Source organism: Spirosoma aureum (assembly GCF_011604685.1).
GTDB lineage: Bacteria > Bacteroidota > Bacteroidia > Cytophagales > Spirosomataceae > Spirosoma > Spirosoma aureum.
In genome coordinates, this window is the sequence record NZ_CP050063.1 from 2,234,652 (window position 1) to 2,259,821 (window position 25,170).

The window sequence follows — 25,170 nt, forward strand, 5'->3', positions numbered from 1 at the left end:
TCGGCTGAGCGCGAAATATTTACCAGTATTTTAGCCCTGATTATGTCAGATGATCTCTCATGAACGCGCTCATCATTGAAGACGAAAAGTTAGTTGCCCTTGAGCTGATGGCGAGTATCGCTGAAGTCGATCCGGGTATTAAGATTATTGGAACCGTAGGCTCTGTGAAAACAGCGCTCCGTTGGTTTGCCGAAAATGCCGAACCCGATGTGATCTTTGCTGATGTTCAACTGGCTGATGGTGTGAGTTTTACGGTCTTCGATCGATTTAAGCTTTCGTGCCCGATCATTTTTACGACGGCTTATAATGAATATGCTATTCAGGCCTTTAAAGTGAATGGAATCGATTACCTGCTCAAACCCGTCGACTGGGATGAGCTACGACATGCCATTAACAAAGCCCGTACGCTGACTAAAGCCCAGGGTAATGTAGCTGTTGATATCCAAAAGTTGATGCTCGCGCTGAATGTACCCGTGAAGCCGGTATTTAAAGAGCATTTTCTCGGAAATACCCGCAACAGCTGGGTGCCCGTTAAAGTGGCGGAGGTCTCTTTATTTACCCGCGATCAATTGAATTTTATGGTCACTAACACGGGTGAGCGGTATATTCTGGATTATGACTCGCTCGACGAAATTGAAACACTGCTTAACCCCGACCAGTTTTACCGCACCAATCGACACACGATCGTTAACCTGGAGGCTGTGCAGAGCGTGAAAGGAATGAGTAATCTTAAACTCATTGTGAAGCTTAAAGCCCCTAATCATTTAATTGACATCGAAATCAGCCGCGATAAAGCCCCTTCCTTTAAAAAATGGCTCGAAAAATGAGAGTCGTTCTTTTTTTAGGGGCCATGCTATACGGCTGGATCGGGCTGGGGTTACTTAATGCTCAGCAACGACCCGTGTCATTCGAGTTTCGGCACGTGCAGGAGGAAGATGGGTTAAGTTTCAATTTTATCAGTTGCTTTCTGCACGACCGTGATGGTTTCCTGTGGGTCGGTACATTCGATGGCTTAAATCGCTACGATGGAAATCATTTTACAACCTTCAAATACCTTCGTACCAACCAGAATGGGCTACTGAATAACGCCGTACATGACCTCTGCGAAGATCTTGATGGCAACATCTGGATGGCCCTGGAAGGGGGAATTGGGTGGTACGGAAAAAAAACGAGGCAGTTTCAGTACATCAATTCAATGAACGGTCGTGCACTCGGCTCGTGCAACAATATTCTCTGTGATCGGAAGGGTGATATTTGGTTCACAAGTGATCGGCAGGGCTTGTTTCGGTACCTGATTTCACCAGGAACGGTTCAAGCTTTTCCGTATGATCCTGTTCACGATCCGTTGGGAACAACGACCCGAATTGTGAAAAACGGTCTGCTGCTGGACCCTCATCAGAATGGACTCTGGATAGCAGATGGTAGGGGACTGCGCTATTTTGACATCAGCAGCCGACAATTTACCGATAGCCATCATAATCCCCGCGCATTACCCATCTTTACGCAACATCATACATCGGCGCTAACGTTGGATGGTACGGAGCGATTGATTTTCTCGGACAACATCGATCACCGGATCGTTGTCTACAATTTGCGCACGCAGCAGATTGAGCGGACAGTTACACCGGTTAGCCGGGCTCAACGCGACGTATTTGACATTGCCACTATTTTTGTGGATCGGCAACATAACCTCTGGACCAGTTCCTGGAATCATGTCGTGTTTTACATCGAAGCCCAGACCTATCAGTGTACAGAACTAACTCATACGAATGCGAAGAATACATCGATAGCAGCCGATTTTTTCTGGGCAGGCTGGCAACATCCTGATGGTACAATCTGGCTGGGAACCGTCAATGGTATTTCCTACACAAATCCAGAGCGGGCTTTTTATGATGTATATGACTTGGGTACATTGTTTCCCGAACTACTAGACGAGCGGGGTATTATCAGCTTTCTGGAAGATGCTGATGGTTCCTGGTGGCTTGGCACCTCAATCCGCGGGCTCCTGCACTATTTTCCCTTAACAAATCATCTCGACGTATATAGGCTACCGGATGGAACACCGAAGTATCCGTATGGCTTGCCAATCACTGGTTTGCAGGCTTACGGAAATGAATTATATATCGGAACTCAAAATGCGTTGTTCGTATTCGATAAATCCCGAAAAACGTTCTCCGGCCTACCGTTGCCACCAGTGATTCGGGAGAAGAATAGTTACCTCCGAAACTTTCGAATGCAACACGACAGTTTGTGGGTTTTTGGAGAAAGCAAACAAACATTTTGCTACCAGCTTACTCAAAAAAAATGGACAAGCTATCCGATCCTGTCACCATCGAAAGACTCCAGATTTATGGTGCGGTTTTCCCTTATCGATCAGAAAGGAAATCTCTGGCTGGAAGTATATCCGGAGGGGCTTGCCCGATTTTCGAAACAGAATGGCCAGTTTACGCTGGTCGATGTACCGCAGAACACACCTCATGAGCAAACAATTACCTCGTTTGCCGAGGATAAAAGGGGGAGTTTCTGGATGGCCTCTGGTGGATACGGTTTGATACGGTATGATCCTGATAAAAAAAAGGTCAGCCGCTGGACAGAGAATGAAGGACTTTCCTACGATTATTGCGAGTCAGTTCTGGTGGACCGTTCGGGTACGATCTGGATAGGTGCTCACAATAAGTTTTCGGTGTTTTCCACTGCGAAGAATCGCTTTCTGAATTTTACGTTACCACTGAACCAATCGAATATCGAATACCAGAACTATCTGTTCCCTTTGCGAAACGGGCATATTCTCTCGGCGCAAAAAGGGTATCTGGTTGAGCTTAAACCCGAAAAAATTAATCGCCCACCAACAAAAGAGACGGTGCTGATCAGCAGTATGGTACTGCCTGACACAACGTATCTGCTGCCGGGTTCGGGCAATGAAATTCACCTGGCGGCAACTGACAATACTTTTTCAATTCAGTTTTCTGTCTTGGCGCAGCTTCAGGAAACGCCCTATCGCTACCTGTACAAACTCGAAGGGTACGACAACAACTGGCTGGAAGCAATTACACCGGGGAGTATTTCATACGGTAAACTGCCCGGTGGCAACTATGCATTTCAGGTGAAAGCGGTCGATATTAATGGGGTCGAAACGCCAGTCAGTACCCTGGCTATTCATATCGATACACTCTTTTATAAATCGATGTGGTTCTGGGCACTGATTGCCCTGATGGTACTGGGATTACTGTATCGCTCGATTCGATCAAAAGCGTATCAAACCGCGAAACTACACCACCTAAACCTACAGGCAACCCGGCTGGAGCGCGATAAGGCCGAAATCCATTATCAGAACCTGATCAATCACCTGAATCCGCACTTCCTGTTCAATAGCCTGACGTCGTTAAATAGCCTGATACTGACAAAGCCCAAAGAAGCATCGCTGTTTTTGAGAAAGTTGTCGGCCATCTACCGGTATATCCTGCAAAATAAAGATAAGGAAGTGATCAGCCTGGCCGATGAGCTCTCTTTTGCCCGGAATTATGTTGAACTCCAGAAGTCACGATTCGATGAGGGGCTTATGGTGAGTTTTACGATGGATCCTCAATTGCTTGAGCGGCAGATTGTGCCCGTAACAATTCAGAATCTGATTGAAAATGCCATCAAACATAATACCATCGAAGATGAGAATCCGCTCATCATTCAGGTGTATACCGAAGCCGAAAGCCTGATTGTCAGGAATACCCTTCAGCGGAAACTATTCGTGGAAACTTCGAATAAACAGGGTTTGGCCAGTCTTAAATCACTCTACCATTATTTAAGTAAGCGTGAGGTAGAAGTAAACGAAACGGCAACGCATTTTACAGTAATTGTACCACTATTCTGAGTCAGGCCAACGGGTGTCATATCCTTTTCCCAAGAACACACCTGGCAGGAGTCTGAACCGCCTTAACAACTCATAGGCTGCATTGCGCGATTCGTTCGGCCAACCATACTATTCGTGCTAAAATCTTTGGGCATAGTGACAGAGGCCAACACCTTTGTCATGAACGAAGCGCTACCTGATGATTTGGCAACAAGTCTGTATGGAAATGAGTGGCGCTTGTATAAAACCACTTAACTGATTGTAATTCAATGGCGAATGAAAAGACTACCATCGACGAATGGTCGGTTCGCGACCTCGAAGACGGTTCATCACTAAATATCACGGTAGTGAGTTGTACTGAACTGGGAAACAAGTCGCTCCCTGGCCTTCAGATTTATTCGATGGGTAATATCATCAATTATGAACCTTTACATGTCGAACGATGGGCTTATCAGGCATCCAAGGCCGGAGTAACCGACTATTTACTGGAAGACCAATCCTGGATGTATTACCAGGATCAGTTCGTTAAATTTTATCTGGTGAATGAATCGCCCCTTAAGGCCAGGGTATCCGTAAAAACGCGTAGTTCCAAAGTCATTACAAAGGATTACGAACTGCCGTTTGAGGTCTAGGAATGGCGCTCGTTCACCGTTTCTTCTTACCGACAAACCAATGAATTACGTACGAATAATTGTGTTAACGAGCCTGTTTTTTACCTCATCCTGCTCCACAAATACTTCCACTGATCAAACCAAATCGATACCAGAAACCGCGAAGGGAAAGGCATTTCATAAATTCCTGCAAAAATTCAGAGTCTTAGCGTTGCCAATGGAAATCAGAAGCACGGCTGATTTTTCGCCCGAGATTTTTCCGGCTACTGACCCTAATTCTACCGATACACTGTTTATCAACAACCCCGATACCCCCAACCGATGTTTCGGCATTCTGCCCGACACCGCTACCGTTTATCGGGTTGTCTGGCTGGCTCCAGCCGAAATCTATAGGGTTATGCTAAGCACCTTTACCAAATCAGGCGAAAAAATCAGCGAGCGGCAACTGGCTATCGGTGCGTGTGGCGATGATTGTGGGTTTAGCTGTACAGAAACCTTACTGATCCGAAAAGACTACACGATTTATTCGGCCGATTCGATAGTGAGTGGCGAGTGCAACGACGATGGGAAGGTAATTCCGGGTACAACGCATAGGTACGTCAAAGCCATAACGGGAAAAGTGCTGAACAATGGCAAAATTGAGTTATCAGGCATAACAACGATCAGCTCAACTCAGGGCAAAAACTAATCCAGTAAACTGTCAATGGCAAAGAAACAAAATCCGGTTGGTGATTCTTCGTCGTTTATGACCAACGCCCGCATACTCTACACGAGCGAAGGACGTAGTGGAACCGTTCATTTCAGGAGTGAGGAGACTTCTTTTGACATGTGGTATGAGTTTGCCGGCGGCAACGCGCTGGCAATTATCAACATCCCTACGCCCCAATACTGGCAGCAACTTACCAAAACGCCCCTTTTGCAGCGGCCTGCTATCTTACAGTTTATTGGCGAGCAAGTAGTTCGCGATCAGGTCACCAGTGAGGGTTATTTTCGCATAGACGATGATTTTATAACCATTTATACGGGCAGAGAACCGGGTCGATAACCAGTTGCCATCAATAGGCAATAATATCGTTCTTATTCGATTCTATTTTCCGGTACGGCTTATCGAGGAATAACTGCATAAAACGAGTCATATCGTCACCGCCAACCCCATGTGCATGATTGGTGAAAAGCAACCGCTGGCTATTCGGCATATAATGATGAATCATGTCGATGTAAAGAGGTCGGCAGGCATTGTCCATTTCGCCATCGGCTAATAAGGCCGGTTTGTTGGAATAGAAAGGTTGCTTGGTTTCCGGTCTTATGGGTGGAACCTTCCAGCAATCACACAGTTCTTTATAGACATCGTTAATGTGATAACCCTTTAAGTAGGGGTATGCATCATAGAGTTGGTGGCCTACTTTCTCGCTGTGATAAGCGGTCTGGTCGGCACAATAAACCGAAATTCTCATGCCTGAAGGAGCCGAATTGTGTTCAAAAATGCCATCAAGGGTTCGTTTAATGTAATTATAGTGATTCCCTTTTATCATTTCGGTAATCACATAAGGAATGTGTTTCATGCGCGTGTTCACGAGAACGCCTAATAAGTCGCTTCTGGTGTACTGAATACGCAGTGTATCGGTAGTGCCCTTTTCCACATAAGGAATATTAAATGATTTCCCATCGATGGAGGTGAAATAGCGCTCGAATTTCTCTTTCAGATTGCTATACAATGCTTTATTAGTCGAATCTTTATCGACATGGCGGAATAAGACAGTGAGTGATTCGTTAAAATTGGCTGGCTCATCTTCATCGATCGGAACGAACGTTGGGAGCGGTGAATCCAGAATCAAGGATCGAATCCGGGCAGGGTCTTTCTGAAGCACGGCCAGCATGAGCCCACCACTATAGGAGATACCCGACAGATTGACGGAATCGATCTGTAAAGTGGCCAGCAGGTCGTGAATGTCCGATACGGTTTCGTCGGTGTTGTAGCCTGAGAGGTCAATTCCTTTTGCTTCCAGCGCCTTTTTGTAGCGTTTAACGCCAACAACCATCATACTGTCTTTATTCAGATTTTTGCGGTAAGACTCTCTAATTGCATCATCTAATTCACCGCTCCATAGATTAGGGAGAGCATAGCGCGTGCCCCGCTGCTCAAAGGCAATGCAATCGCGGTCGTTGATGATTGGGCTTTGGGCAACTCCCCTGGCCCAACCCAGCGAACTGCCTCCTGGCCCACCGCCCGTAAACAGAAGCGGGTCTTTCCTTTTATTGGGATTCTTACTTTGTACCAGCACAAAGGGCAGCTTAATGGTTTTTCCATTCTTTAGTTTCCGGTTCTCGGGCACAATCAGGTAAGCACAGCGGGTGCGAAAGCTCGTGTCTACCGCTACCGGGCAAGCGCATGGCTCAAGCGTACGGACAACGCCCGGCTGGCTTTGGGCATTCGAAATGGGTAGCAGAAATAGCGTCAACAGACCTATCAGTATCGAAGAGTTAGTCATACTGTTTATGAACTAATTTTCGACAAATCTAAAGAGGGGAGGGGCCGATTTTTAGTAAAAAATGGACATCTTCAACCGACGTTCTCAATTAATTTACTGCCAGTGAACCGGATGACGTCTTTGTAGAAATGGCTCATATCGTAATAGCCATAATCGTCGGGAGAAAATAGTTTTTTATTGGCTACATAACCAGCTAAGGCCATTCTGGCTCGTACGGTAGCGAAATACTGTTTGGGTGTGGTGCCGATCACCCTAATAAAGTAGCGATAAAGAGTTTTGTTGGTCGCAAATAGCTCACTAGCCAGTTGGCTGCTCGTAAATTCCATGTTACTGGCTGCCTGGATTTCAATGGCTTTTTGCACGACATCAACGTAATACGCACTGGCTTTTTTCTTCTTGTATTGGTTTAAAAAGAAATTCTCAAGCAATTCGATACGCTGGTCAAAATCAGTTAATTGTTTGACCCGATGAATCAGGGCTTCAGGCAAAACGGTTTCTAATTTCACCACCTGGTCGGAAAACTGAACCTGATTGATACCCAGTATCGCTTCGAGCCCGCCCGGAAAAAACTTGATGGTGAAAATGTGATCTGTTGGCAAATTATGCCGTTCAACGATATTATTTCTCAGGATAAGTACATCCGTACTCTTTTGAATCAGGAAGCGGTTAGCGCCAACAGCTAACTGATAAGGTTGCCCTAAATTGATATAGAAAGTCGGTGTCCAGCTGGGAAACATCTTGATGATGAATCGATTATCACCGACATGATGATAGGTTTCTTCCGCCGATGATTCAGAGAAAAACTCAATATAATTGGCGAGTTCATGGCGGGGTGTGTAGAATCGGTAGAGCTTTCGAATATTATCGAAAATCTCGGTCATTTGATGTCGACATGCGTTTACTGCCTGATCCATTGGCAATTCAGTTATTCCCCGATTACGTAACGTATTGATTGCATTGGCACTTCAGAGGTTAAGTTAAGGAGATACCAGTTATGTTCATACGGATGGCTTCTCTTTGCCGACTTTTCTTTTTGCGAGCTAGTAAGCCAACTGTCTATTACCCGTTAACGTATCAGAGGTCACTGAGTAATCGTTTAATTCGTATTTTCCGTATTTGTCACCCGGAAGACTAAGCTGCTTGGTGAATAATGTCGTATTTTGTTGAATCTGCCGGTTAGCAGTGGACGTTTGGAAGCAGCGCCAGCGCCCTAAAAACAACATTCTGATTCATCTTTTATGCGCCATATCACTATTCTTGGTAACGGCATTGCTGGTATCACCGCTGCCCGTGAGATCCGTAAAAAAAGTGATGACCGTATTACAGTCGTCTCTGCTGAAACCGATCATTTCTTCTCCCGGACCGCTCTGATGTACGTTTATATGGGGCATCTGGAGTTTCACCATACAAAGCCTTATGAGGATTGGTTTTGGGCGAAAAACCGGATCGAGCTGGTAAGAGCACAGGTAACAAGTGTGGAATTTGACAAGAAGAGACTTATATGTTCTGATGGACAGACACTTTCGTATGATGTATTGATTCTGGCGGTTGGCTCTAAACCAAATTTTTTCGGTTGGCCGGGGCAGCAGTTGAGGGGCGTTCAGGGACTATATGGGAAACCTGATCTCGACCAAATGGAGGCCAGTACAAAAGGGATCGGGCAGGCGGTAATCGTTGGAGGAGGGTTAATTGGCATCGAACTCTGCGAAATGTTGAATTCGCGCGGGATTCAGGTTTCGTTTCTGGTACGCGAAGATAGTTTCTGGAACTCTGTGTTACCCGCCGAAGAATCGGCGTTAGTGACCCGTCATATTCGGGAGCATCACATCGATATCCAGACCAAGACGGAACTGGCCGAAATGAAGGGTGATGATACGGGCCGGGTTAAGTCGGTTATCACGAAGGATGGTACCGAAATTCCGGCTCAGTTTGTGGGCATATCCGTTGGCGTTAGTCCCAGTATTGATTTCCTGAAAAATACCCCTCTGGAAACTGACAGAGGTATTCTGGTCAGTCCATATCTGGAAACAAACATGGCGGACGTGTATGCTATTGGTGATTGCGTGCAGCACCGAACACCCCCGCCGGGTCGGAAGCCAGTGGAGCAGATCTGGTATACGGGGCGCATGATGGGCGAAACCGTTGCCAGAACAATTCTGGGTAATCGAACATCGTATCAGCCAGGAGTTTTCTTTAACTCAGCGAAGTTTTTCGATATTGAATATCAAACCTATGGTACTGTTTCTAATCAGCTTCCCGATGGCGAGCAATCGTTTTATTGGGAACATCTGAGCGGGAAAATTGCCTTACGGATTAATTATCGGGAGACTGGCGGAGCCGTAGTCGGTATGAACACCTTCGGAATTCGGCAACGGCAGGAAGTTTGGCAGCAGTGGATTGTTGAGGGTAAAGACATACGCTATGTGCTGGAGCACCTCCCTCAGGCTAACTTCGATCCGGAGTTTTTTCGGCAGTACGAGCCTGCGATAATAGCGCAGTTCAATGCTGAAAACCCAGGTCGCGAGCTGAAGTTAAAGGCAAAAAAAGGGTTATTTAATTTGTTTAAAGGTTGATTGCTAGTGATTTCGGCGCGTGTTTGGTATCTTGGCATAGCCTTCTTTATTCACTCGTAAACTCGTTCCGCTATGCCTCAATCCCGTCGATCCTTCATGCGACAGCTTGGCGCGGCAGCCGCCAGTCCATTGGTCCTGCCCGACTGGTCTGAAACAAACACGCTGACGTCATTACAGCAGTTTCCTGAGACGTTAAAATCACCGCAACAGTGGGCACAGGACGAAGATTTCTGGGCATGGGTTAAAACTGAGTTTACGGTTTCACCAAACGTACTCAACCTTAATAATGGCGGAGTTAGCCCGCAGCCGAAGTCGGTACAGGATGCGCACATTCGGTTCTATCAATTCGCGAACGAAGCGCCGTCATTCTACATGTGGCGGGTTCTGGATCAGGGGCGGGAAGCATTGCGGTCAAAGCTGGCCGATCTTTCGGGGTGCTTACCCGATGAACTGGCCATCAATCGTAATTCGACCGAAGGGCTGAACACCGTAATTTTTGGCTTGAATCTCAAACCGGGCGATGAAATCGTATTGACCAAACAGGACTATCCGAATATGATCAATGCCTGGAAACAGCGTGAGAAACGGGATGGTATCAAACTGGTCTGGCTTGATTTGACATTGCCTTCCGAAAACGAAGATGAACTGGTGGCGAAGTACGTGAAAGCGTTTACTCCCCGCACAAAGGTGGTTCATATTACACACATCATCAATTGGATCGGTCAGATAATGCCAGTCCGAAAAATTGCCGATGCTGCTCATGCTAAAGGCATTGAGGTTATTTGCGATGGTGCACATTCGTATGCTCACCTCGACTACAAAATTCCCGATCTCGGCTGCGATTATTATGCTACCAGCCTCCATAAATGGCTCTGTGCGCCATTCGGCAGCGGTATGCTTTACATCAGGAAAGACAAAATAAAAAACGTTTGGGCGCTGCTATCGAACACTGAACCCGACGGGGCAGATATTCGGAAGTTTGAGTCGCTGGGGACGCGGTCGTTTGCGTCCGAAATGGCGATTGGAACCGCCGTCGATTTTCATCAGGCCATTGGGTCGGCCCGGAAGCAGGCTCGATTACATTACCTCAAAAACTACTGGGCCGAACGGGTTCGTGACCTTCCGGGTGTACATGTGCATACGTCGCTCAAACCTGAGTGGGCAGGAGCTATCGCGCTGTTCTCGGTTGATGGTATGAAATCGACGGAAGTCGATAGCCAGTTATTCGGATCACATAAGATTCACGCTGTTGGCATTGACTGGGAGAATATTCACGGTGTCCGCGTAACTCCTCATGTATACACGACACCGAAAGACCTCGATCGCCTGGTTGCGGCTATTGCCAGTATGGCAGGCAAGCAGAAAAAGAGTTAAGCGGGCCTGGTCAATAATAGTTTTACTTAGGTGCGCCCTAAAGCTGGAATTTAACAACGCGAATCAGGCGTTGAATTCGTTCGATCACTACGAAAAAAACAACCCTTTAATTGAAAAATCCCGCCATCATGCATGATAGCGGGATTTGTTGTTCTTGAATGCCCTAAAAATGAGTATCCTGATTAACTCACGATTCTTTTATTTGCTCTTGAGGGCCTTAGGGGTGGTGTGGCTAGAACCGGATGCAGATCACGACCAATTTGCAGGCCAATTTCGTTTAGATAATAACTATTGGTTGTGTCCTGCTTTGTTGTCTGGTGGGCTGTGAATGTATTATCGACTAAGCAATAAGCCTCTTCGTAGGTATCTTTTCGGGTACCTGCCATACTGCTCCATTGCTTGTGTAAAAGTGAAAGAATATCAACAACTATTTCATTGATTGTTTCCAGGTCTTGAGAACCACTGGCAGATTTTAATTCTTCGTATTTATACCTGATGGCGTCCTGGGCATCCATAATCGTGGGCTTGTTACTATTTGACTTTATGATTAAATAAAAGTCACTTAAAGGGTGCGAATATTTTTATGGTTTTTTGCATTTAGTAGTCGTATTAGCCAAATCATAGCCATCGGGTTCTATTCATGGGTTCGATGGCTCAGTATAATATGGCCGATGCTTTAAGAGTATAAGGTTCATTCACGGCAGTTTTGTAGTTTTACCAATTCTTTTGTAGTATATCGTTTATCCTGTTGTTACGCCATACGGTTTATAATCTCATTAACTACTCACGTATCCGTTGAATCTACCCGCTGATCATATCCGCCTGTTGTTTGGCCTGAAAATGCGCCAAATGCGACTCGACAAGGGCTTGTCAGTCAGTGAACTGGCACAGCAGTCAGGTTTGTCTGTCTCTTATGTAACAGAAATCGAAAAGGGGCGAAAATACCCCAAGGCCGATAAGATTTCTGCCCTGGCCAATGCCATGCAGGTAGATTATGATGCACTTGTTTCATTGAAACTCAGTAAGAAGCTGGAGCCAATATCCGATCTATTGCGCTCCAAGTTCTTAACCGAAATTCCACTTGAACTCTTTGGGATCGATCCCTCAGATCTTCTCGAATTGCTGGCCGAGGCTCCGGCTAAAGTTAGTGCCATGATTCGCACGTTCATGGATATTGCCCTGAGCTACAACATGAGTGTCGAACGCCTGTATCTGACCATGTTACGGTCGTATCAGGAAATGCATGATAACTACTTTCCGGAAATTGAAACGGATGCCGAACGCTTCCTGAATGAATTTGCCCAGCAGGGTCAGCCTGTTGGCGAAGCGTTGCTGATAAACTTACTTAAGACACGTTACGATATTCACATTGAGCAGTTTGACCCTCTCACGCAACCTGAACTAGTATCCCTGCGGTCGGTTTATCGGCCAGAGCATCGTCGATTGCACCTCAATGCAGCACTAACGGCCGAACAGCGGGCCTTTATTCTAGCACGGGAGGTTGGATTTCAGTATCTGGGTCTGAAGAACAGGCCTTATACTTACTCCTGGGTCGAAGCGGAGTCATTCGAGCAGATTCTGAATAACTATAAAGCATCTTATTTTGCCGGAGCTATCCTGATCCGGCGGGATGCACTGGTGGCAAAATTGACTGATTTATTTGCTCGTGATACATGGAGCAACGAAGCCTTTTTGCAACTCATCACCGATTTTGGCTCTACTCCTGAGCGATTCTTCTATCGACTTAGCAACGTATTACCCAGTCATTTCGGGATCGATCAATTATTTTTCTATCGCTTCAATCACATTGCAGGCCAGACAACATTCCAACTGACGAAGGAAATGCACCTGTCGCGGCAACAGGGGCCGCGCGGTATTGTCGATGAGCATTTTTGCCGCCGATGGATTGCCTGGACTATTCTGCAGGAGCTTCAATCGTTGCAGCAGAATAAAGAGTTTGACGGAACTCTATGTCGGGCGCAGCTGTCTGAATACGCCGATTCTGGACTTCAATACCTGATTATTTCGGTTGCCCATCCCTTTCAGCCGCAAACTCAGCAGAACATCAGTGTCTCGATGTGTTTTGCCGTGAACGATGCCCTGAAAAGCAAAATGAAGTTTATGAATTCCCCGTCCGGCGATTTACCGTTTCGCATCGTCAATGAAGCTTGTGAGCGTTGCGGTATTTTCGATTGTCGCGAGCGGGTAGCGGCCCCAACCGTGTTGCAGAAAAAACGCCAGTTTGCCGGAATGAAGAAGGCAATGGAGAAATTGCGATAGGAGCGTATTCATTACCTTCCCGGAATGCCGGTCATAAGCTGTAGTTGTCATTCCGGCGGTTAGCTATTACGCCAGAATGACAACTACAAGACCCGGTTGAAAGCGATCAGGCGATTATTTTCCGCCAGGGATACCAATTTGTAAGCCGACATTAACGGTAAAAAACTTCGAGGTCTTGTCAAAGTTGACATTATTGAGTCCGCCTACATTCGCGTTTCCATCTTTGTTACCAAAGATTATGTTATAAGCGCCTTCGGCAAAAATACCCAGGTTGCCAATGGCGAGTAATAGACCTATTTTCGGAGCAACGCCCCCATTCGTCGAATTAACTTTGCTGCTTTCCTGCCCATTAAACTTAATGGAACTCGCCACAGCATAGACGCCTACTTCTGCACCAATATAGGGACGTAAGAAACCATCGGTGAAATAATAGTCGACTAGTGCCGTAATTGGAATAATTCCCGCTGAGTACTCAAGAGTTTGACCTGCTGCACTAAACTTGCGGGATTCACCAAAGGCTTTGATGCCCAGTCCAATAGCAAAGTTAGACGTGGGGAAAATTTTGGCATTCAAACCGCCACCATAGAATGTTTCGGAGCCTTCAACATCCGAAGAGGCCGCAGAGCCATTAATGCCAACCGAAAATTGTGCAAGCGCCGAATTGGTAATCAGCACAAACAAACATACACTAGTAAGAATGGCGAACGTAGATTGTAGCTTTTTCATAAAGTATACTTGTTTAAGTAGGTTGCCGGTGAAACTGGATGTGCCAGATAGAACGATGACAAATTCAACTAATGGTCGTGGAGATTAATCGAAAAACGCTTTAAGGTAATACGTGTTTTATTTTTATGGTTAAAATAACTTATAAACGAGATAGTAGTTTACTAAAAGATTAGTACTAGTCTAATTTGATGGTAATTGTATATAAAAAAATCAACCCGGATAACTGCCTTGCTGGAAGCAGTTAACCGGGTTGATTTAGTATATAACAGACAAGCTGTCTGAGCTATTTATGCACTCTGTTTCATCCGAATGATGTTCAGGGCAGCACCTGCCTTGAACCACTCGATCTGACCTTCGTTGTAGGTATGGTTAACCATAAACTCGTCGGTTGTGCCATCTGCATGATGCAGAACGATTTCCAGCGGACGACCTGGTGCAAACTCGGTCAATCCTTCGATGTCGATCGTGTCGTCTTCCTGAATCTTGTCGTAATCGGCAGGATTAGCAAAGGTTAAGGCCAACATCCCCTGTTTTTTCAGGTTCGTTTCGTGAATACGGGCGAAGGACCGTACCAGAATCGCCCGAACACCCAGGAAACGGGGCTCCATGGCTGCGTGCTCACGCGACGAACCTTCACCGTAGTTCTCGTCTCCTACCACAATAGAGCCAATACCAGCGGCTTTGTAAGCCCGTTGAACAGCCGGTACTTCACCATACTCACCCGTGAGTTGATTCTTCACGCTGTTGGTCTTCTCGTTATAGAAGTTAACCGCACCAATCAGCATATTATTCGAGATGTTGTCCAGATGACCACGGTATTTCAGCCAGGGACCCGCCATCGAAATATGGTCAGTCGTACACTTGCCTTTGGCTTTGATCAGCAATTTCAGGCCGGTCAGGTCGGTACCTTCCCAGGCGCTAAACGGAGCCAGCAATTGCAGACGATCGGAAGTTGGGCTAACGATGACCGAAACGCCTGAACCATCTTCTGCAGGAGCCTGATAACCGGCATCATCAACCGCATAGCCTTTGATAGGCTGCTCGATACCCTGCGGCTCGTCGAGCTTCACCTGCTCACCATCTTCATTGGTCAGCGTATCCGTCATTGGGTTAAACGTCAGGTCACCGGCGATAGCAAGAGCCGTCACAATTTCGGGCGAAGCCACGAAAGCGTGGGTGCTGGCGTTCCCATCGTTCCGCTTGGCGAAGTTCCGGTTGAACGACGTGATGATGGAGTTTTTACGGGTTGGATCATCCATATGGCGCGCCCACTGCCCAATACAGGGTCCGCAGGCATTAGCCAATACCACACCACCGATTTCTTCGAATGTAGTGAGCAATCCATCGCGTTCAGCCGTGAATCGAACCAATTCTGAACCCGGGGTTACCGTAAATTCAGCTTTGGTTTTCAGGTGCTTGGCCGTTGCCTGAGCCGCTACCGACGCTGAGCGGGTCATGTCTTCGTAGCTGGAATTGGTGCAAGAACCAATCAGACCAACTTCAAGTTTAGCAGGCCAGTTATTTTCTTTCACCGCTTTGGCGAAGTTCGATAGTGGCCAGGCCAGATCAGGAGTGAACGGACCGTTGATGTGCGGTTCGAGCGTATTGAGATCAATCTCGATGAGTTGATCGAAGTACGATGCCGGATCAGCATAGACTTCTTCATCTGAGCGAAGATTTGCTTTGACGGCATCGGCAGCTTCGGCGATGTCGGCCCGGTTGGTAGCCCGGAGGTAGTCCGCCATCTTCTCATCGTAGGCAAAGATGGAGGTAGTAGCCCCTATCTCAGCACCCATGTTACAGATCGTGCCTTTACCCGTTGCCGACAGACTTTCTGCGCCTTCGCCGAAATATTCAACAATGCAGCCCGTACCACCTTTTACGGTCAGGATACCGGCAACCCGCAGAATAACGTCTTTGGCCGATGCCCAGCCACTGAGTTTGCCGGTCAGTTTTACGCCAATGAGTTTAGGCATTTTCAATTCCCAGGCCAGGCCAGCCATAACGTCGCAGGCATCGGCACCGCCAACGCCAATGGCAATCATGCCCAGGCCACCCGCGTTGGGTGTATGCGAGTCGGTACCGATCATCATACCGCCCGGAAAGGCGTAGTTTTCAATCACCACCTGGTGAATAATACCTGCGCCCGGTTTCCAGAAGCCGATTCCATATTTGTTAGAAATAGACGACAGGAAGTCGTAAACTTCTTTGTTCTTGCTCTTGGCGATGTCCAGATCCTGAACGGCCCCTACCTCGGCCTGAATCAGGTGATCGCAGTGAACCGTTGACGGAACGGCTACCTGGGGGCGGCCAGCCTGCATAAACTGCAACAAAGCCATTTGAGCCGTTGCATCCTGCATGGCTACCCGGTCGGGTGCAAAGTCCACATAAGCCTTACCCCGCTCAAACGCCTGAGTCGGAGTTCCGGCAAAGAGGTGACTGTATAAAACCTTCTCCGACAAGGTCAGCGGTTTGCCCACTGCCTGCCGGGCTGCTTCGACGCGTTCGCCGAGGTTAGCGTAAACGCGCTGAATCATGTCTAAATCAAAAGCCATAGCAAATAGGATAACGGGGTTACTGAAAGGTATACTCTATAGAGAGAACCAATGAAATCGCAAAATGGATTCCGGTTCGCGGGTCAAAATTAGAAGATTCTGCCGCGTTTTGGAAATAATCTGACAATGAGTCGCTAGAGATCTTATGAGCAGGTAAACAGTTCGACCGTTTCCTCGGTTTGATGTATGCTTAGCAATAAACCGATTGTTTCACCATTCTACCTGTAAGTACTGCGTACTTTTTGGGTAATTCAATCTATTTTTGAACCCAGTTGTACACATAGACGCCTATTTTTATGAACAAGAAAAGTGCAATCCTGTCTGTTGCGGCCTTATTGGCCCTTGGAACGACGTTTATGTCGTGTAAAGACGAAGAGAATCCGACAACCACTGTACCCACGCCAACAACCACACGTCTGGTGGCGACGTTAAATGGGGCTGGTGAAAAACCGACGTCGACAACGTCGACGGCTACAGGCAACTTTGTTGGCGATTTGAATACAACGACGCGGGTACTTAGCTATACGCTTACTTATACTGGGCCATTTTCATCAACACTGACGGGGGGGCATTTGCACCGCATTAATAAAGCAGATGGCACTGGACCTGTCGAGATTCCGTTTTCAAGCCTTACTTCGCCAATTAGTGGTACGACGACACTGACGACCGCAACGCGGGTCGATAGTTTGCTGAACGGATTTTATTACGCCAATTTACACACGACTCTCTATCCGGCTGGTGAGATTCGCGGAGATATCAAGAAACAGTAAATAGTGCTATATTGTAATGAAAGAGGGGCAGTCTCAAGATGAGGCTGCCCCTCTTTCATTAAAGAGAAAAAAATAAAGATAACGTACAGGAAATCAATAGTTTCTTGGAATCTAATTATACCTTTAAGCACGTATATGCAAGTAAAACAACGTGTACGGGGTCAGTATCGTGATAAAGCCATTTTTTCTGAACAATTGTTGTCAACAACGTATTTTGCCATAGGTTTAAAAAGCCTTACTCGTTTATTCTGTTCGTATCAATACAAGATTTCGCTAACTCTTAACTTCTCAATTAATGAAAATGACAAAGAACTCTACCTTTCTGTTAGTGGCTGTTTTCATGGCACTAAGCGCTTTCCTGATGAATTGCAATGATCACCAGGGGTTTCCTCCCGATGCAAAAATTCGATTGGTGTCAACCTTAAGTGGAGCTGGAGAGAAACCAATTCCTGTTGCATCGGCGGGTACAGGTTCGTTTGTTGGTGTAATTGATCGTGCTACCCGCGTATTGAGCTATACGGTCACCTATTCAGGGCTAAGTCCCGTAGCGGGTCACCTCCACCGAATCAATTCGGCCAATGGCACCGGGCCAGTCGAAATTCCGTTTGCGAGCCTGACCTCCCCGATTATAGGCACAACGACACTGACAACGGCAACGCGGGTCGATAGTTTAATTAATGGATTTTACTATGCCAATCTACACACGCCTGCCTTTCCGGCGGGCGAAATTCGGGGGAATGTCCGTGTTGATGGCCCAATTAAACTAACGGCAGCTTTGAGCGGAGCTGCCGAAAAGCCCATACCGGTAGCTTCAGCAGCTACCGGTGCGTTTGTTGGCGTGGTCGATCCATCGACACGTGTATTGAGCTACACAGTCACCTATTCGGGGTTAAGTCCCGTGGCGGGGCACCTCCATCGAGTCAATGCGGCTAATGGTACCGGGCCAGTCGAAATTCCATTTTTGAGTTTGACCTCTCCAATTATAGGTACGACTACACTGACGACCGCAACGCGGGTCGATAGTTTGCTGAACGGATTTTATTACGCCAACCTACACACCGCTGTTTTTCCAGCGGGCGAAATTCGGGGTGATATTAAGTAGCAGTAGGTTTTACGGAATATGGGCCTATCGCTGAGAAGCGTGCCACGGTTATTAGCAACAACATCAGTAACCGTGGCACGCTTCTCAGCGATAGGCCTGTATGAACCATCCATTCTACATTACCCGTTATTATTTCGTCTTCCCTCCAGTATCCGGTAAAAGGAACGACTGCGGATTTCGTCTATTGTCAAGCCCGTTACCAGCGCTTCCTCTTCTGATATTGCTCCGCAGTTCATCGCTTTCAGGAAGAAATTGAGTAAGCCCTGTCCGGTGGCTGCATCATCGAAAATGTCTTTTGTCAGCGTCGAAATGGCCGCCCGCTCTACAAACGTTTTCAGCCGGAATACAGCGTCTTCGTAACTGCTCAGGAAAAAATTATACGTAGCGGCATACCGCATTGGCAACTGAGCCGGATTCAGGTCCCAACCCTGATAAAACCCATTGATCAGTGAATGCATGGTGTGGTTGTACCCAATTTTCCACGCATTATGAACGGCTGTACGATTTTCGGCCAATTGCTCGAATGTCAGGTCGTCGCCCCGGTGTGGGCCGATGGGCATCACATTGGTGGCACCATCGGACAGAAAAATACCGGTGCCGCCCAGCGCGACTTTTGTTACGTGGTGAGCAAAGTCGCAAACGGGATGATCCATTGTCTGGTATTTGGCCGTAATACCACAGGACGCTGTATAGTCGTATGTGCCAAAATGAGCGGCAATACACCGGCCTTCGCTGGCTTTGATAATGCGCATTAGTGGATTGCGACCTTCGTCGTCCATAACAATCTGCGTAGCCTCCACCATTGTTTCCATTTTCAGGGTGTTGGGGGCGAGATTGTTCTCCTTCTCTAAAATTTCAAACAAACGCACCATCGTGATTACCTGTTCGGGTATGGTCACTTTAGGGAGCATCACGACGAAATTATCGGGCAATACACCGCCGGTTTTTTCGAGCAGCGTCGACAGGAAAATATCTAACGTACGAACCCCGCGAAACTTTAAATCTTCGGTAAACGGTTTGATGCGAATGCCTATGAACGGCGACAGCGTTTTATTTTTCATGCCCTCCGCTACTTCAAGAGCGGCCTGAACGGCCGTTGCATCTTCTTCGTCGTCGGGGCGATTGCCAAAGCCATCTTCAAAGTCAATCCGAAAATCCTCCACGGCTTCTGTCTGGAGTTTCTGGACAATTTTGTTGTAAACAGAATAGGCTAGCCAGGCCGATTCTTGTCTGCGTTCGGCTTCCGACAGGCTGTCTAAACGATCGGTCAGATCGGCAATGTCTTTTCGTAAGTGTGGCAAACGGTCATACCCATCCAGTTGAAGCACATTCGCCAGTACAACGAAATTGGGTGAGTAGGTTTGCAGATTTTTCAACGCGATTTCGCCCATTCGGATGCAGGTGTCCGACTTAAACAGATTGGCTCCACCGTAGACCGTATGAACGGGCTGCCGGTCGGGTTTGTCGCCGGGATACGTTGCCTGAAACGCCAGATTGGCCGGTTTTAGGCTATCAAGTAGTCGGTTTTTGTCGCTTTCCTGAATCGATAACTTCATAATAATATGTTTTTTTCGGACATGGCGTCGTGTAGGCATAATCTTAATGGTTCACGATCAGGAACCGCGATAGGTAGAATAGCCAAACGGATTCAGTAATAAGGGAACATGGTAATGCTCGCCCGTAATGAGCTGGAACGCAATCTCGACATACGGATAAAACGTTGGTGTGTCAAGCATATCGAAATAAGCACCGGTTTCAAACCGCAGCTTATAAGTCCCGGTTGGTAAGACGGTTTCGTTAGGCAACAAATCACTGATCCGCCCGTCTGAATTGGTGATTCCGCGGGCAATTTCTGTCCATTCCCGTTGCTGCTGATACAACACTACGCTAACAGCTACCGCTGGTTTTCCTTGCGTTGTATCAAGAATATGCGTGGTTAGTTGGCTCATGATACCAGAAGTTTTTCAAGACGGATTTTGGTAATTTTATTCTGCTCCTGCATCGCAATCAGGATTTCATCTTCGGGCGAATTGGGTAGTCTGGAATTTAGAATTTCCAGCATTTCATCGGCCGATTTGCCGGTAGCGCAGACGATAAAAATATAACCGAATTTAGCTTCGTATAGCCGATTTCCTTCCGATAAATCCTCTAAAACCTGTTGTGATGCAGTTGACACTCCCGATTGCTCACCGGAAGCCCAGGCGCTTGTATTAGCAAACTTTTCCCGGAGCGAATTGATGTCGCCAATTTTCGGATGATGGTCAAATGCTTCCCGCCAGTCGCTTTCGTTCAGGGAAAACCAGCTGATTTCAGCCTGTTCGAACAGGCTGTCTTTGCTCTCGACCGGAAAGATTCTGGCCATTTCGTTCACCCAGACCATTGATCCACAACACGTAACCAGGGCTTCTTTTAACTGGTTAACCGGCAACTGATTTAATTCGGGCAGGCTCATACAGTTGTGGGAAAACGGTTTACGTTCTTGTAATAAATATAGACGGCGGGTTCTTTTCCCATCGCCGTGAACCACTGCTGACAATAGGGAGCCATCCAGATCGAATCGCCTTTTTTGATAGGATACCAGTTCTGATCGAGCATATACACGCCCTGCCCCTGCAGGTAAATAAGGCCGTGTTCCATGATGTGCGTTTCGACCAGGGGTAAATGACCACCCGAATCGTAGGTGAAAATATTGACTGCCATATCGAACGATAGCTCATCGGGGAGTAACACTTGCAAACGCAGAGCTGGATCGCCCAGGTAGGCCGGAGCCGCTACGGTGGCAGCGTCGCCAAAAATAACGGGCGGTATAGTATGGCCTTCCAGCCTTTCGTAGACTTTATGGAACGTCAACAGTTGCGTACCGGCTTCTGTTTTCTCGATCAGGTACTCTTTACCGATTGGGATATAGACAAACTGGCCAGTTTTTAACGGCTGCTCGTCTCCGCTTACCGTTGCTGTGCACTGACCGCTTATGACGTAGAAAAACAGTTGCGCGGCTTTTGTGGTACCCCTAAGCCTGCTATTTTTAGTTGTCGTGATGAGCGTCTGACACAGGTTTGCACCCATTTGCTCGTTGATGATCACGTTGACAGTACAGTTATCCCAGTCGGGTACACGACTATTAATGTAGCCGTCGGGGCTAATGATGGCATGATTGCGTTTGACAACCGATCGGGTAAGTGCTGATATTTCCATAGGTTTATATTAGGTTTTGTCAGGCTGACAAAAATCACATAATCAGTTGTTTTTCGATAAGGAGGTTCATAAAGGTATCGGCCACCTGAAGGGTAGCGGCCATATCGGCCAATTCTGTGTTTTCCAGTGGATTGTGGCTAATGCCTTTGAAGCACCGCACAAACAGCATGGAAACCGGCGAAACCTGCGAGATCGGTACACCATCGTGTCCGGCACCACTTACCAGCCGTATCACTTCATAACCACAATCGCTTATAGCCTCTGCCAATAAGTCACTGATGACCGGGTCGCAGGCTACCGATGCAGTTTCCTGAATTAGTTTCCAATTGGTACCAATTGCCCGTTTCCGGCCGATTTCGGCACATGTATCGTGCAAGGTTTGGCAAGCCACTGCCAGAGTAGATGCCTTATTACTTCGTACATCCAGACTACAGCTTACTTCGCCGGGAATGACATTGCTGGCCGAATTGACTACGTTCAGTTTGCCTACTGTAGCCACCAGATCTGGCTCACTAACAGCCAATTGCTCGACTACCAGAATGAATTCAGCAGCAGCGCAAAGTGCATCCTGACGCATCGTCATCGGTACGGTTCCGGCATGGCCGGCCATACCACTAAAGGTAATTTCTATGCGTTTTTGCCCCACAATATCAGTTACTACGGCAACCGGAACGTTACGTTCATAGAGTACGGGGCCCTGCTCAATATGAATTTCAAAATAACCCAGCCAATTAGCAACTGCAATCGAATCGGAGAGTAGCTGAGCCGAATTCCCACCAATTGTCTGGATAGCTTCCTTTAGTGTTATACCCGATTCATCTTTTTTGTTGAGAAGGGCTTCGTCAAATGAACCGGCAACGACTTTACTGCCAAGGTAAGTTGTGTGAAAGCGAACGCCTTCTTCGTCGCTAAACGCGATCAGTTCGAGGTGAAAAGGCAGTGGTTTACCCGTCAGAATGAGCTGTTCGATGAGGTCTATGCCCATGATAACACCCATCGGCCCGTCGAATTTACCGGCGTTCACGACCGTATCCATGTGCGAGGCAATGACAAACGTTCTGGCATTCGCCTGAGGACTGATCAATCGGCCTCTCACATTGCCAATGGAATCAACGCGCGTTTCCAGGCCAATGTCCTGCATCCAGTTTTGAATGATGCGGCTTCCCTGCTGAAACGCCGTAGTGCCAAAGGTGCGGGTGATGCACGCTGGGTCTTCACTGATCGAAGCCAGTTCGTTGATTTTATTCAGTACGTTTTCGGCCCGTTGTAAATAATCGGTCATTTCATGAAGGGCGTAATAAGTTTTCCGGCATTCAACTGGCTGATCGTTCCGTTCTCAAAAACCTTCAGGCCACCGAGATAGGTTTGTTCGACCACACCATACAATTCCTGATGCAGATAAGGGGTCATTTTATGCTTGTGTTGCAGGAGTTCTTCCGAAACCGTGAACGAATTTAGGGGGTCCCATACGATTAAATCGGCATCGTACCCAATTGCAATTTGCCCTTTTTGATGCGATAATCCTGTTAACTGGGCTGGTTTTTCACTTAGCCAGCGGGCTATATCGGTTATCGAGAAGCCGCGTTGCCGGGCGGCTGTCCATAGAACGGGCAAGGCTAACTGAAGGGATGCGATGCCGCCCCAGGCTTTCATAAAATCACCACGTTGGAGTAGTTTTAAGTCGGGCGGGGCAGGGGAGTGGTCAGTAGCCACAAAGTCAATAGTGCCGTCGCGCAAGGCCACCCATAACTGGTCGTTGTTTTCCTTTTCACGAATGGGTGGTGCGCACTTGAACTGCGTTTGGCCATCCTGAATGGTTTCAGCATTGAAAAACAGATAATGCTGTGCCGTTTCGACCGTTAGTGGCAACCCGTTTTGTTTGGCTTTGGCAATGGGTTCGATGGAACTGGCCGAGGATAGGTGCACAATATGGGTTCGGCAGTTGTATTCTTCGCACAGCCGGATCAGTAAGGAAATGGCTTTATCTTCCCATTCGGCTGGCCGTGATGACAGGTAATTCTGGTAGGATCGAACATCGCCGGTCGCCAGTATTTCGTCGGTAGATAATTCGCAATGGACAAGCAATGGTAACCCATGCTTGGCAATAATGGGCATCGCTTTCCGCAAATCCGCTTCATTAACGTTCGGGAAATCGTCGATGCCGGAATGAGTCAGAAAGGCTTTAAATCCTAATACACCTTTGGCGATCAGTTTCTCGATTTCGCCGGTATTCCCCGGTACGAGACCTCCCCAGAAACCGCAGTTTGTGTGAAGCTGGCCTGCGGTGGCTGCCAGTTTTTGGTCGAAAGCCGCTGCCGATGTCGTAACCGGTGATGAGTTGAGGGGCATGTCGACCAGTGTTGTCAATCCGCCGGAAATAGCTGCCCGCGTAGCCGTATCGAAACCCTCCCAATCGGTCCGGCCAGGTTCGTTGATATGTACGTGGGGATCAATGACTCCGGGCATCAGCACCTTGTCGTAAATATCAATGACTTCGACATCGATAGTTGGCGGTAGATCCTTTAAAACATCAGAAATTAATCCGTTTTTTAGTACAACTACCGCCTTCTGGAGTCCTGCAGGCGTAAGAATATTATTCCCTTTGATTGCGAAATCAACCATAATACGAACGATTGTCTGGAGTCAATCTTTAGCGTGGCGATAGCTTATTGCTGATTAGACTCAACTGGTAGCCTTGAAGAGTTGAGGATGTAGACTAAAAATAGAAAATTAATTTCTATAATAGGGGTTAATACTACCTAAAACAGCCGAAACAACCATGAAGCTTAAACTGAAAAAAAATGCGTACGGTAAGAACGCTGTGAATCTGTCAAAAATAATTCGGCATCCTACCTATCATGAATTCAGGCAGATCTCCGTCAATGTGTCTTTGCAGGGGGATTTTGAAACTGCGCACACACTAGGCGATAACTCGAAAATACTGCCCACCGACACGCAGAAGAACACCGTCTATGCGTTAGCTCAAGCGCATTTCGTGGATTCTATTGAAAATTTCGGGTTGTATTTAGCGAATTATTTTATCACCAATAACCCACAGGTAACCCAGGCGACAGTCGATATCGTCGAGCATCCCTATCGCCGAATGACTTTCGACGGCGAGCCACATCACCATGCCTACATCGGAGGTGGTTCTGAGAACCATACAACAACCATCATACAGACCGGGAATCATATTGCCATTACGTCTGGTATCAAAGACCTACTGATTCTGAAAACGACAGATTCGGGCTTCGAAGGCTATATCAAAGACCAATTCACAACGCTAAAAGAAACGGCCGATCGCATATTGGCGACCCAATGCGAGGCTACCTGGACCTATACAACACAGGAGCTTGATTTTACCGTGGCATTTGCTAAAATTAGAGAAACACTCCTGAAAACGTTTGCCCATCATAAAAGTCTGTCGGTCCAGCAAACCTTACTGGCAATGGGTTCGGCCGTTCTGGAAGAGAATGAGGCTGTGAGCGAGATTAGTCTGATCATGCCCAACAAGCACCATATACCGTTCAATCTGGAGCAATTTGGTCTGGACAACAAAAATGAGATTTTTATCGCCACCGACGAACCGTATGGCTACATTACCGGGACAGTGACGAGGGAGCAGGACAGTGAAGACTAGCATTTGGAGCT

General features: G+C 47.2%; 22 protein-coding genes. 11 read left to right on the forward strand and 11 right to left on the reverse strand.

Annotation, left to right across the window (positions count from 1 at the left end):
• Window positions 1-59: 59 nt before the first annotated feature.
• The 5 genes from G8759_RS08915 (at window position 60) to G8759_RS08935 (ending at window position 5,500) form a co-directional block, all read left to right on the forward strand.
• The gene (locus G8759_RS08915; protein ID WP_167207129.1) at window positions 60-827 is read left to right on the forward strand and encodes a LytR/AlgR family response regulator transcription factor; all 768 of its coding nucleotides are present in this window, start codon (window positions 60-62) and stop codon (window positions 825-827) included.
• Window positions 824-3,865 carry a ligand-binding sensor domain-containing protein gene (locus G8759_RS08920; RefSeq protein ID WP_167207131.1) on the forward strand — a complete coding sequence of 1,014 codons (3,042 nt, stop codon included), beginning with the start codon at window positions 824-826 and terminating at the stop codon, window positions 3,863-3,865. Before G8759_RS08915 ends, G8759_RS08920 begins: the two co-directional genes overlap by 4 nt.
• 248 nt (window positions 3,866-4,113) lie before the next feature.
• The gene (locus G8759_RS08925) at window positions 4,114-4,476 is read left to right on the forward strand and encodes a hypothetical protein (RefSeq protein ID WP_167207133.1); all 363 of its coding nucleotides are present in this window, start codon (window positions 4,114-4,116) and stop codon (window positions 4,474-4,476) included.
• A gap of 40 nt (window positions 4,477-4,516) precedes the next feature.
• Window positions 4,517-5,143: a hypothetical protein gene (locus tag G8759_RS08930; RefSeq protein ID WP_167207135.1), complete on the forward strand. Its 627-nt coding sequence runs from the start codon at window positions 4,517-4,519 to the stop codon at window positions 5,141-5,143.
• Window positions 5,144-5,158: 15 nt separating this feature from the next.
• The gene (locus G8759_RS08935) at window positions 5,159-5,500 is read left to right on the forward strand and encodes a hypothetical protein (RefSeq protein ID WP_232074185.1); all 342 of its coding nucleotides are present in this window, start codon (window positions 5,159-5,161) and stop codon (window positions 5,498-5,500) included.
• A gap of 10 nt (window positions 5,501-5,510) precedes the next feature.
• On the opposite strand, the gene G8759_RS08940 is transcribed toward G8759_RS08935, so the two are convergent.
• Both G8759_RS08940 and G8759_RS08945 read right to left on the reverse strand, forming a co-directional pair.
• The gene (locus G8759_RS08940) at window positions 5,511-6,944 is read right to left on the reverse strand and encodes an alpha/beta fold hydrolase (protein ID WP_167207137.1); all 1,434 of its coding nucleotides are present in this window, start codon (window positions 6,942-6,944) and stop codon (window positions 5,511-5,513) included.
• Window positions 6,945-7,015: 71 nt separating this feature from the next.
• Entirely contained in the window at window positions 7,016-7,825 is an 810-nt protein-coding gene (locus G8759_RS08945; RefSeq protein WP_167207139.1) for an AraC family transcriptional regulator, read from the reverse strand.
• A 357-nt stretch (window positions 7,826-8,182) separates the two neighbouring features.
• On the opposite strand from G8759_RS08945, the gene G8759_RS08950 reads away from it, so the two are divergent.
• Complete coding sequence (locus G8759_RS08950) at window positions 8,183-9,517, forward strand: NAD(P)/FAD-dependent oxidoreductase (RefSeq protein WP_167207141.1); 1,335 nt, start codon at window positions 8,183-8,185, stop codon at window positions 9,515-9,517.
• Between the two features lie 72 nt (window positions 9,518-9,589).
• Entirely contained in the window at window positions 9,590-10,891 is a 1,302-nt protein-coding gene (locus G8759_RS08955; RefSeq protein WP_167207143.1) for an aminotransferase class V-fold PLP-dependent enzyme, read from the forward strand.
• Window positions 10,892-11,073: 182 nt separating this feature from the next.
• On the opposite strand, the gene G8759_RS08960 is transcribed toward G8759_RS08955, so the two are convergent.
• Complete coding sequence (locus G8759_RS08960) at window positions 11,074-11,406, reverse strand: hypothetical protein (protein ID WP_167207145.1); 333 nt, start codon at window positions 11,404-11,406, stop codon at window positions 11,074-11,076.
• Between the two features lie 280 nt (window positions 11,407-11,686).
• Here G8759_RS08960 and G8759_RS08965 point away from each other — a divergent pair, with 280 nt between their 5' ends.
• A complete protein-coding gene (locus G8759_RS08965; RefSeq protein WP_167207147.1) occupies window positions 11,687-13,171 on the forward strand; it encodes a helix-turn-helix domain-containing protein in 1,485 nt (494 codons plus the stop codon).
• A gap of 114 nt (window positions 13,172-13,285) precedes the next feature.
• On the opposite strand, the gene G8759_RS08970 is transcribed toward G8759_RS08965, so the two are convergent.
• Together G8759_RS08970 and G8759_RS08975 are read right to left on the reverse strand one after the other, a co-directional pair.
• Window positions 13,286-13,897 (reverse strand): hypothetical protein, encoded by a 612-nt coding sequence (locus G8759_RS08970; protein WP_167207149.1) that lies wholly within the window; start codon window positions 13,895-13,897, stop codon window positions 13,286-13,288.
• Between the two features lie 287 nt (window positions 13,898-14,184).
• Window positions 14,185-16,452, reverse strand: a complete 2,268-nt coding sequence (locus tag G8759_RS08975; RefSeq protein WP_167207151.1) for an aconitate hydratase — start codon at window positions 16,450-16,452, stop codon at window positions 14,185-14,187.
• A 296-nt stretch (window positions 16,453-16,748) separates the two neighbouring features.
• Here G8759_RS08975 and G8759_RS08980 point away from each other — a divergent pair, with 296 nt between their 5' ends.
• Window positions 16,749-17,222, forward strand: a complete 474-nt coding sequence (locus G8759_RS08980) for a CHRD domain-containing protein (protein ID WP_167207153.1) — start codon at window positions 16,749-16,751, stop codon at window positions 17,220-17,222.
• 301 nt (window positions 17,223-17,523) lie between these two features.
• Window positions 17,524-18,324, forward strand: a complete 801-nt coding sequence (locus G8759_RS08985; protein WP_167207155.1) for a CHRD domain-containing protein — start codon at window positions 17,524-17,526, stop codon at window positions 18,322-18,324.
• 119 nt (window positions 18,325-18,443) lie between these two features.
• On the opposite strand, the gene G8759_RS08990 is transcribed toward G8759_RS08985, so the two are convergent.
• Genes G8759_RS08990 through allB form a run of 6 tightly spaced genes read right to left on the reverse strand, consistent with a single transcriptional unit; the run spans window position 18,444 to window position 24,141 of the window.
• Window positions 18,444-19,880, reverse strand: coding sequence for a DUF6986 family protein (locus tag G8759_RS08990; RefSeq protein ID WP_167207157.1), 1,437 nt, complete (start codon window positions 19,878-19,880; stop codon window positions 18,444-18,446).
• 57 nt (window positions 19,881-19,937) lie between these two features.
• Complete coding sequence (gene uraH / locus G8759_RS08995) at window positions 19,938-20,273, reverse strand: hydroxyisourate hydrolase (protein ID WP_167207159.1); 336 nt, start codon at window positions 20,271-20,273, stop codon at window positions 19,938-19,940.
• Complete coding sequence (gene uraD / locus G8759_RS09000) at window positions 20,270-20,776, reverse strand: 2-oxo-4-hydroxy-4-carboxy-5-ureidoimidazoline decarboxylase (protein ID WP_167207161.1); 507 nt, start codon at window positions 20,774-20,776, stop codon at window positions 20,270-20,272. The genes uraH and uraD overlap by 4 nt, the downstream gene beginning before the upstream one ends.
• The gene (allE, locus tag G8759_RS09005; protein WP_167207163.1) at window positions 20,773-21,519 is read right to left on the reverse strand and encodes a (S)-ureidoglycine aminohydrolase; all 747 of its coding nucleotides are present in this window, start codon (window positions 21,517-21,519) and stop codon (window positions 20,773-20,775) included. Before allE ends, uraD begins: the two co-directional genes overlap by 4 nt.
• Before the next feature lie 34 nt (window positions 21,520-21,553).
• Complete coding sequence (locus tag G8759_RS09010) at window positions 21,554-22,801, reverse strand: allantoate amidohydrolase (RefSeq protein WP_167207165.1); 1,248 nt, start codon at window positions 22,799-22,801, stop codon at window positions 21,554-21,556.
• Window positions 22,798-24,141 (reverse strand): allantoinase AllB, encoded by a 1,344-nt coding sequence (gene allB / locus G8759_RS09015; protein WP_167207167.1) that lies wholly within the window; start codon window positions 24,139-24,141, stop codon window positions 22,798-22,800. The genes G8759_RS09010 and allB overlap by 4 nt, the downstream gene beginning before the upstream one ends.
• 157 nt (window positions 24,142-24,298) lie before the next feature.
• Here allB and pucL point away from each other — a divergent pair, with 157 nt between their 5' ends.
• A complete protein-coding gene (gene pucL / locus G8759_RS09020; RefSeq protein WP_167207169.1) occupies window positions 24,299-25,159 on the forward strand; it encodes a factor-independent urate hydroxylase in 861 nt (286 codons plus the stop codon).
• Window positions 25,160-25,170: the final 11 nt, after the last annotated feature.

Excerpts from the sequence above, each read along its gene's own strand:
- G8759_RS08915 (WP_167207129.1), top strand. The coding sequence starts at position 60 with ATGAACGCGCTCATCATTGAAGACGAAAAGTTAGTTGCCCTTGAGCTG.
- G8759_RS08920 (WP_167207131.1), top strand. The coding sequence starts at position 824 with ATGAGAGTCGTTCTTTTTTTAGGGGCCATGCTATACGGCTGGATCGGG.
- G8759_RS08925 (WP_167207133.1), top strand. The coding sequence starts at position 4,114 with ATGGCGAATGAAAAGACTACCATCGACGAATGGTCGGTTCGCGACCTC.
- G8759_RS08930 (WP_167207135.1), top strand. The coding sequence starts at position 4,517 with ATGAATTACGTACGAATAATTGTGTTAACGAGCCTGTTTTTTACCTCA.
- G8759_RS08935 (WP_232074185.1), top strand. The coding sequence starts at position 5,159 with ATGGCAAAGAAACAAAATCCGGTTGGTGATTCTTCGTCGTTTATGACC.
- G8759_RS08940 (WP_167207137.1), bottom strand. The coding sequence starts at position 6,944 with ATGACTAACTCTTCGATACTGATAGGTCTGTTGACGCTATTTCTGCTA.
- G8759_RS08945 (WP_167207139.1), bottom strand. The coding sequence starts at position 7,825 with ATGACCGAGATTTTCGATAATATTCGAAAGCTCTACCGATTCTACACA.
- G8759_RS08950 (WP_167207141.1), top strand. The coding sequence starts at position 8,183 with ATGCGCCATATCACTATTCTTGGTAACGGCATTGCTGGTATCACCGCT.
- G8759_RS08955 (WP_167207143.1), top strand. The coding sequence starts at position 9,590 with ATGCCTCAATCCCGTCGATCCTTCATGCGACAGCTTGGCGCGGCAGCC.
- G8759_RS08960 (WP_167207145.1), bottom strand. The coding sequence starts at position 11,406 with ATGGATGCCCAGGACGCCATCAGGTATAAATACGAAGAATTAAAATCT.
- G8759_RS08970 (WP_167207149.1), bottom strand. The coding sequence starts at position 13,897 with ATGAAAAAGCTACAATCTACGTTCGCCATTCTTACTAGTGTATGTTTG.
- G8759_RS08975 (WP_167207151.1), bottom strand. The coding sequence starts at position 16,452 with ATGGCTTTTGATTTAGACATGATTCAGCGCGTTTACGCTAACCTCGGC.
- G8759_RS08980 (WP_167207153.1), top strand. The coding sequence starts at position 16,749 with ATGAACAAGAAAAGTGCAATCCTGTCTGTTGCGGCCTTATTGGCCCTT.
- G8759_RS08985 (WP_167207155.1), top strand. The coding sequence starts at position 17,524 with ATGACAAAGAACTCTACCTTTCTGTTAGTGGCTGTTTTCATGGCACTA.
- G8759_RS08990 (WP_167207157.1), bottom strand. The coding sequence starts at position 19,880 with ATGAAGTTATCGATTCAGGAAAGCGACAAAAACCGACTACTTGATAGC.
- uraH (WP_167207159.1), bottom strand. The coding sequence starts at position 20,273 with ATGAGCCAACTAACCACGCATATTCTTGATACAACGCAAGGAAAACCA.
- uraD (WP_167207161.1), bottom strand. The coding sequence starts at position 20,776 with ATGAGCCTGCCCGAATTAAATCAGTTGCCGGTTAACCAGTTAAAAGAA.
- allE (WP_167207163.1), bottom strand. The coding sequence starts at position 21,519 with ATGGAAATATCAGCACTTACCCGATCGGTTGTCAAACGCAATCATGCC.
- G8759_RS09010 (WP_167207165.1), bottom strand. The coding sequence starts at position 22,801 with ATGACCGATTATTTACAACGGGCCGAAAACGTACTGAATAAAATCAAC.
- allB (WP_167207167.1), bottom strand. The coding sequence starts at position 24,141 with ATGGTTGATTTCGCAATCAAAGGGAATAATATTCTTACGCCTGCAGGA.
- pucL (WP_167207169.1), top strand. The coding sequence starts at position 24,299 with ATGAAGCTTAAACTGAAAAAAAATGCGTACGGTAAGAACGCTGTGAAT.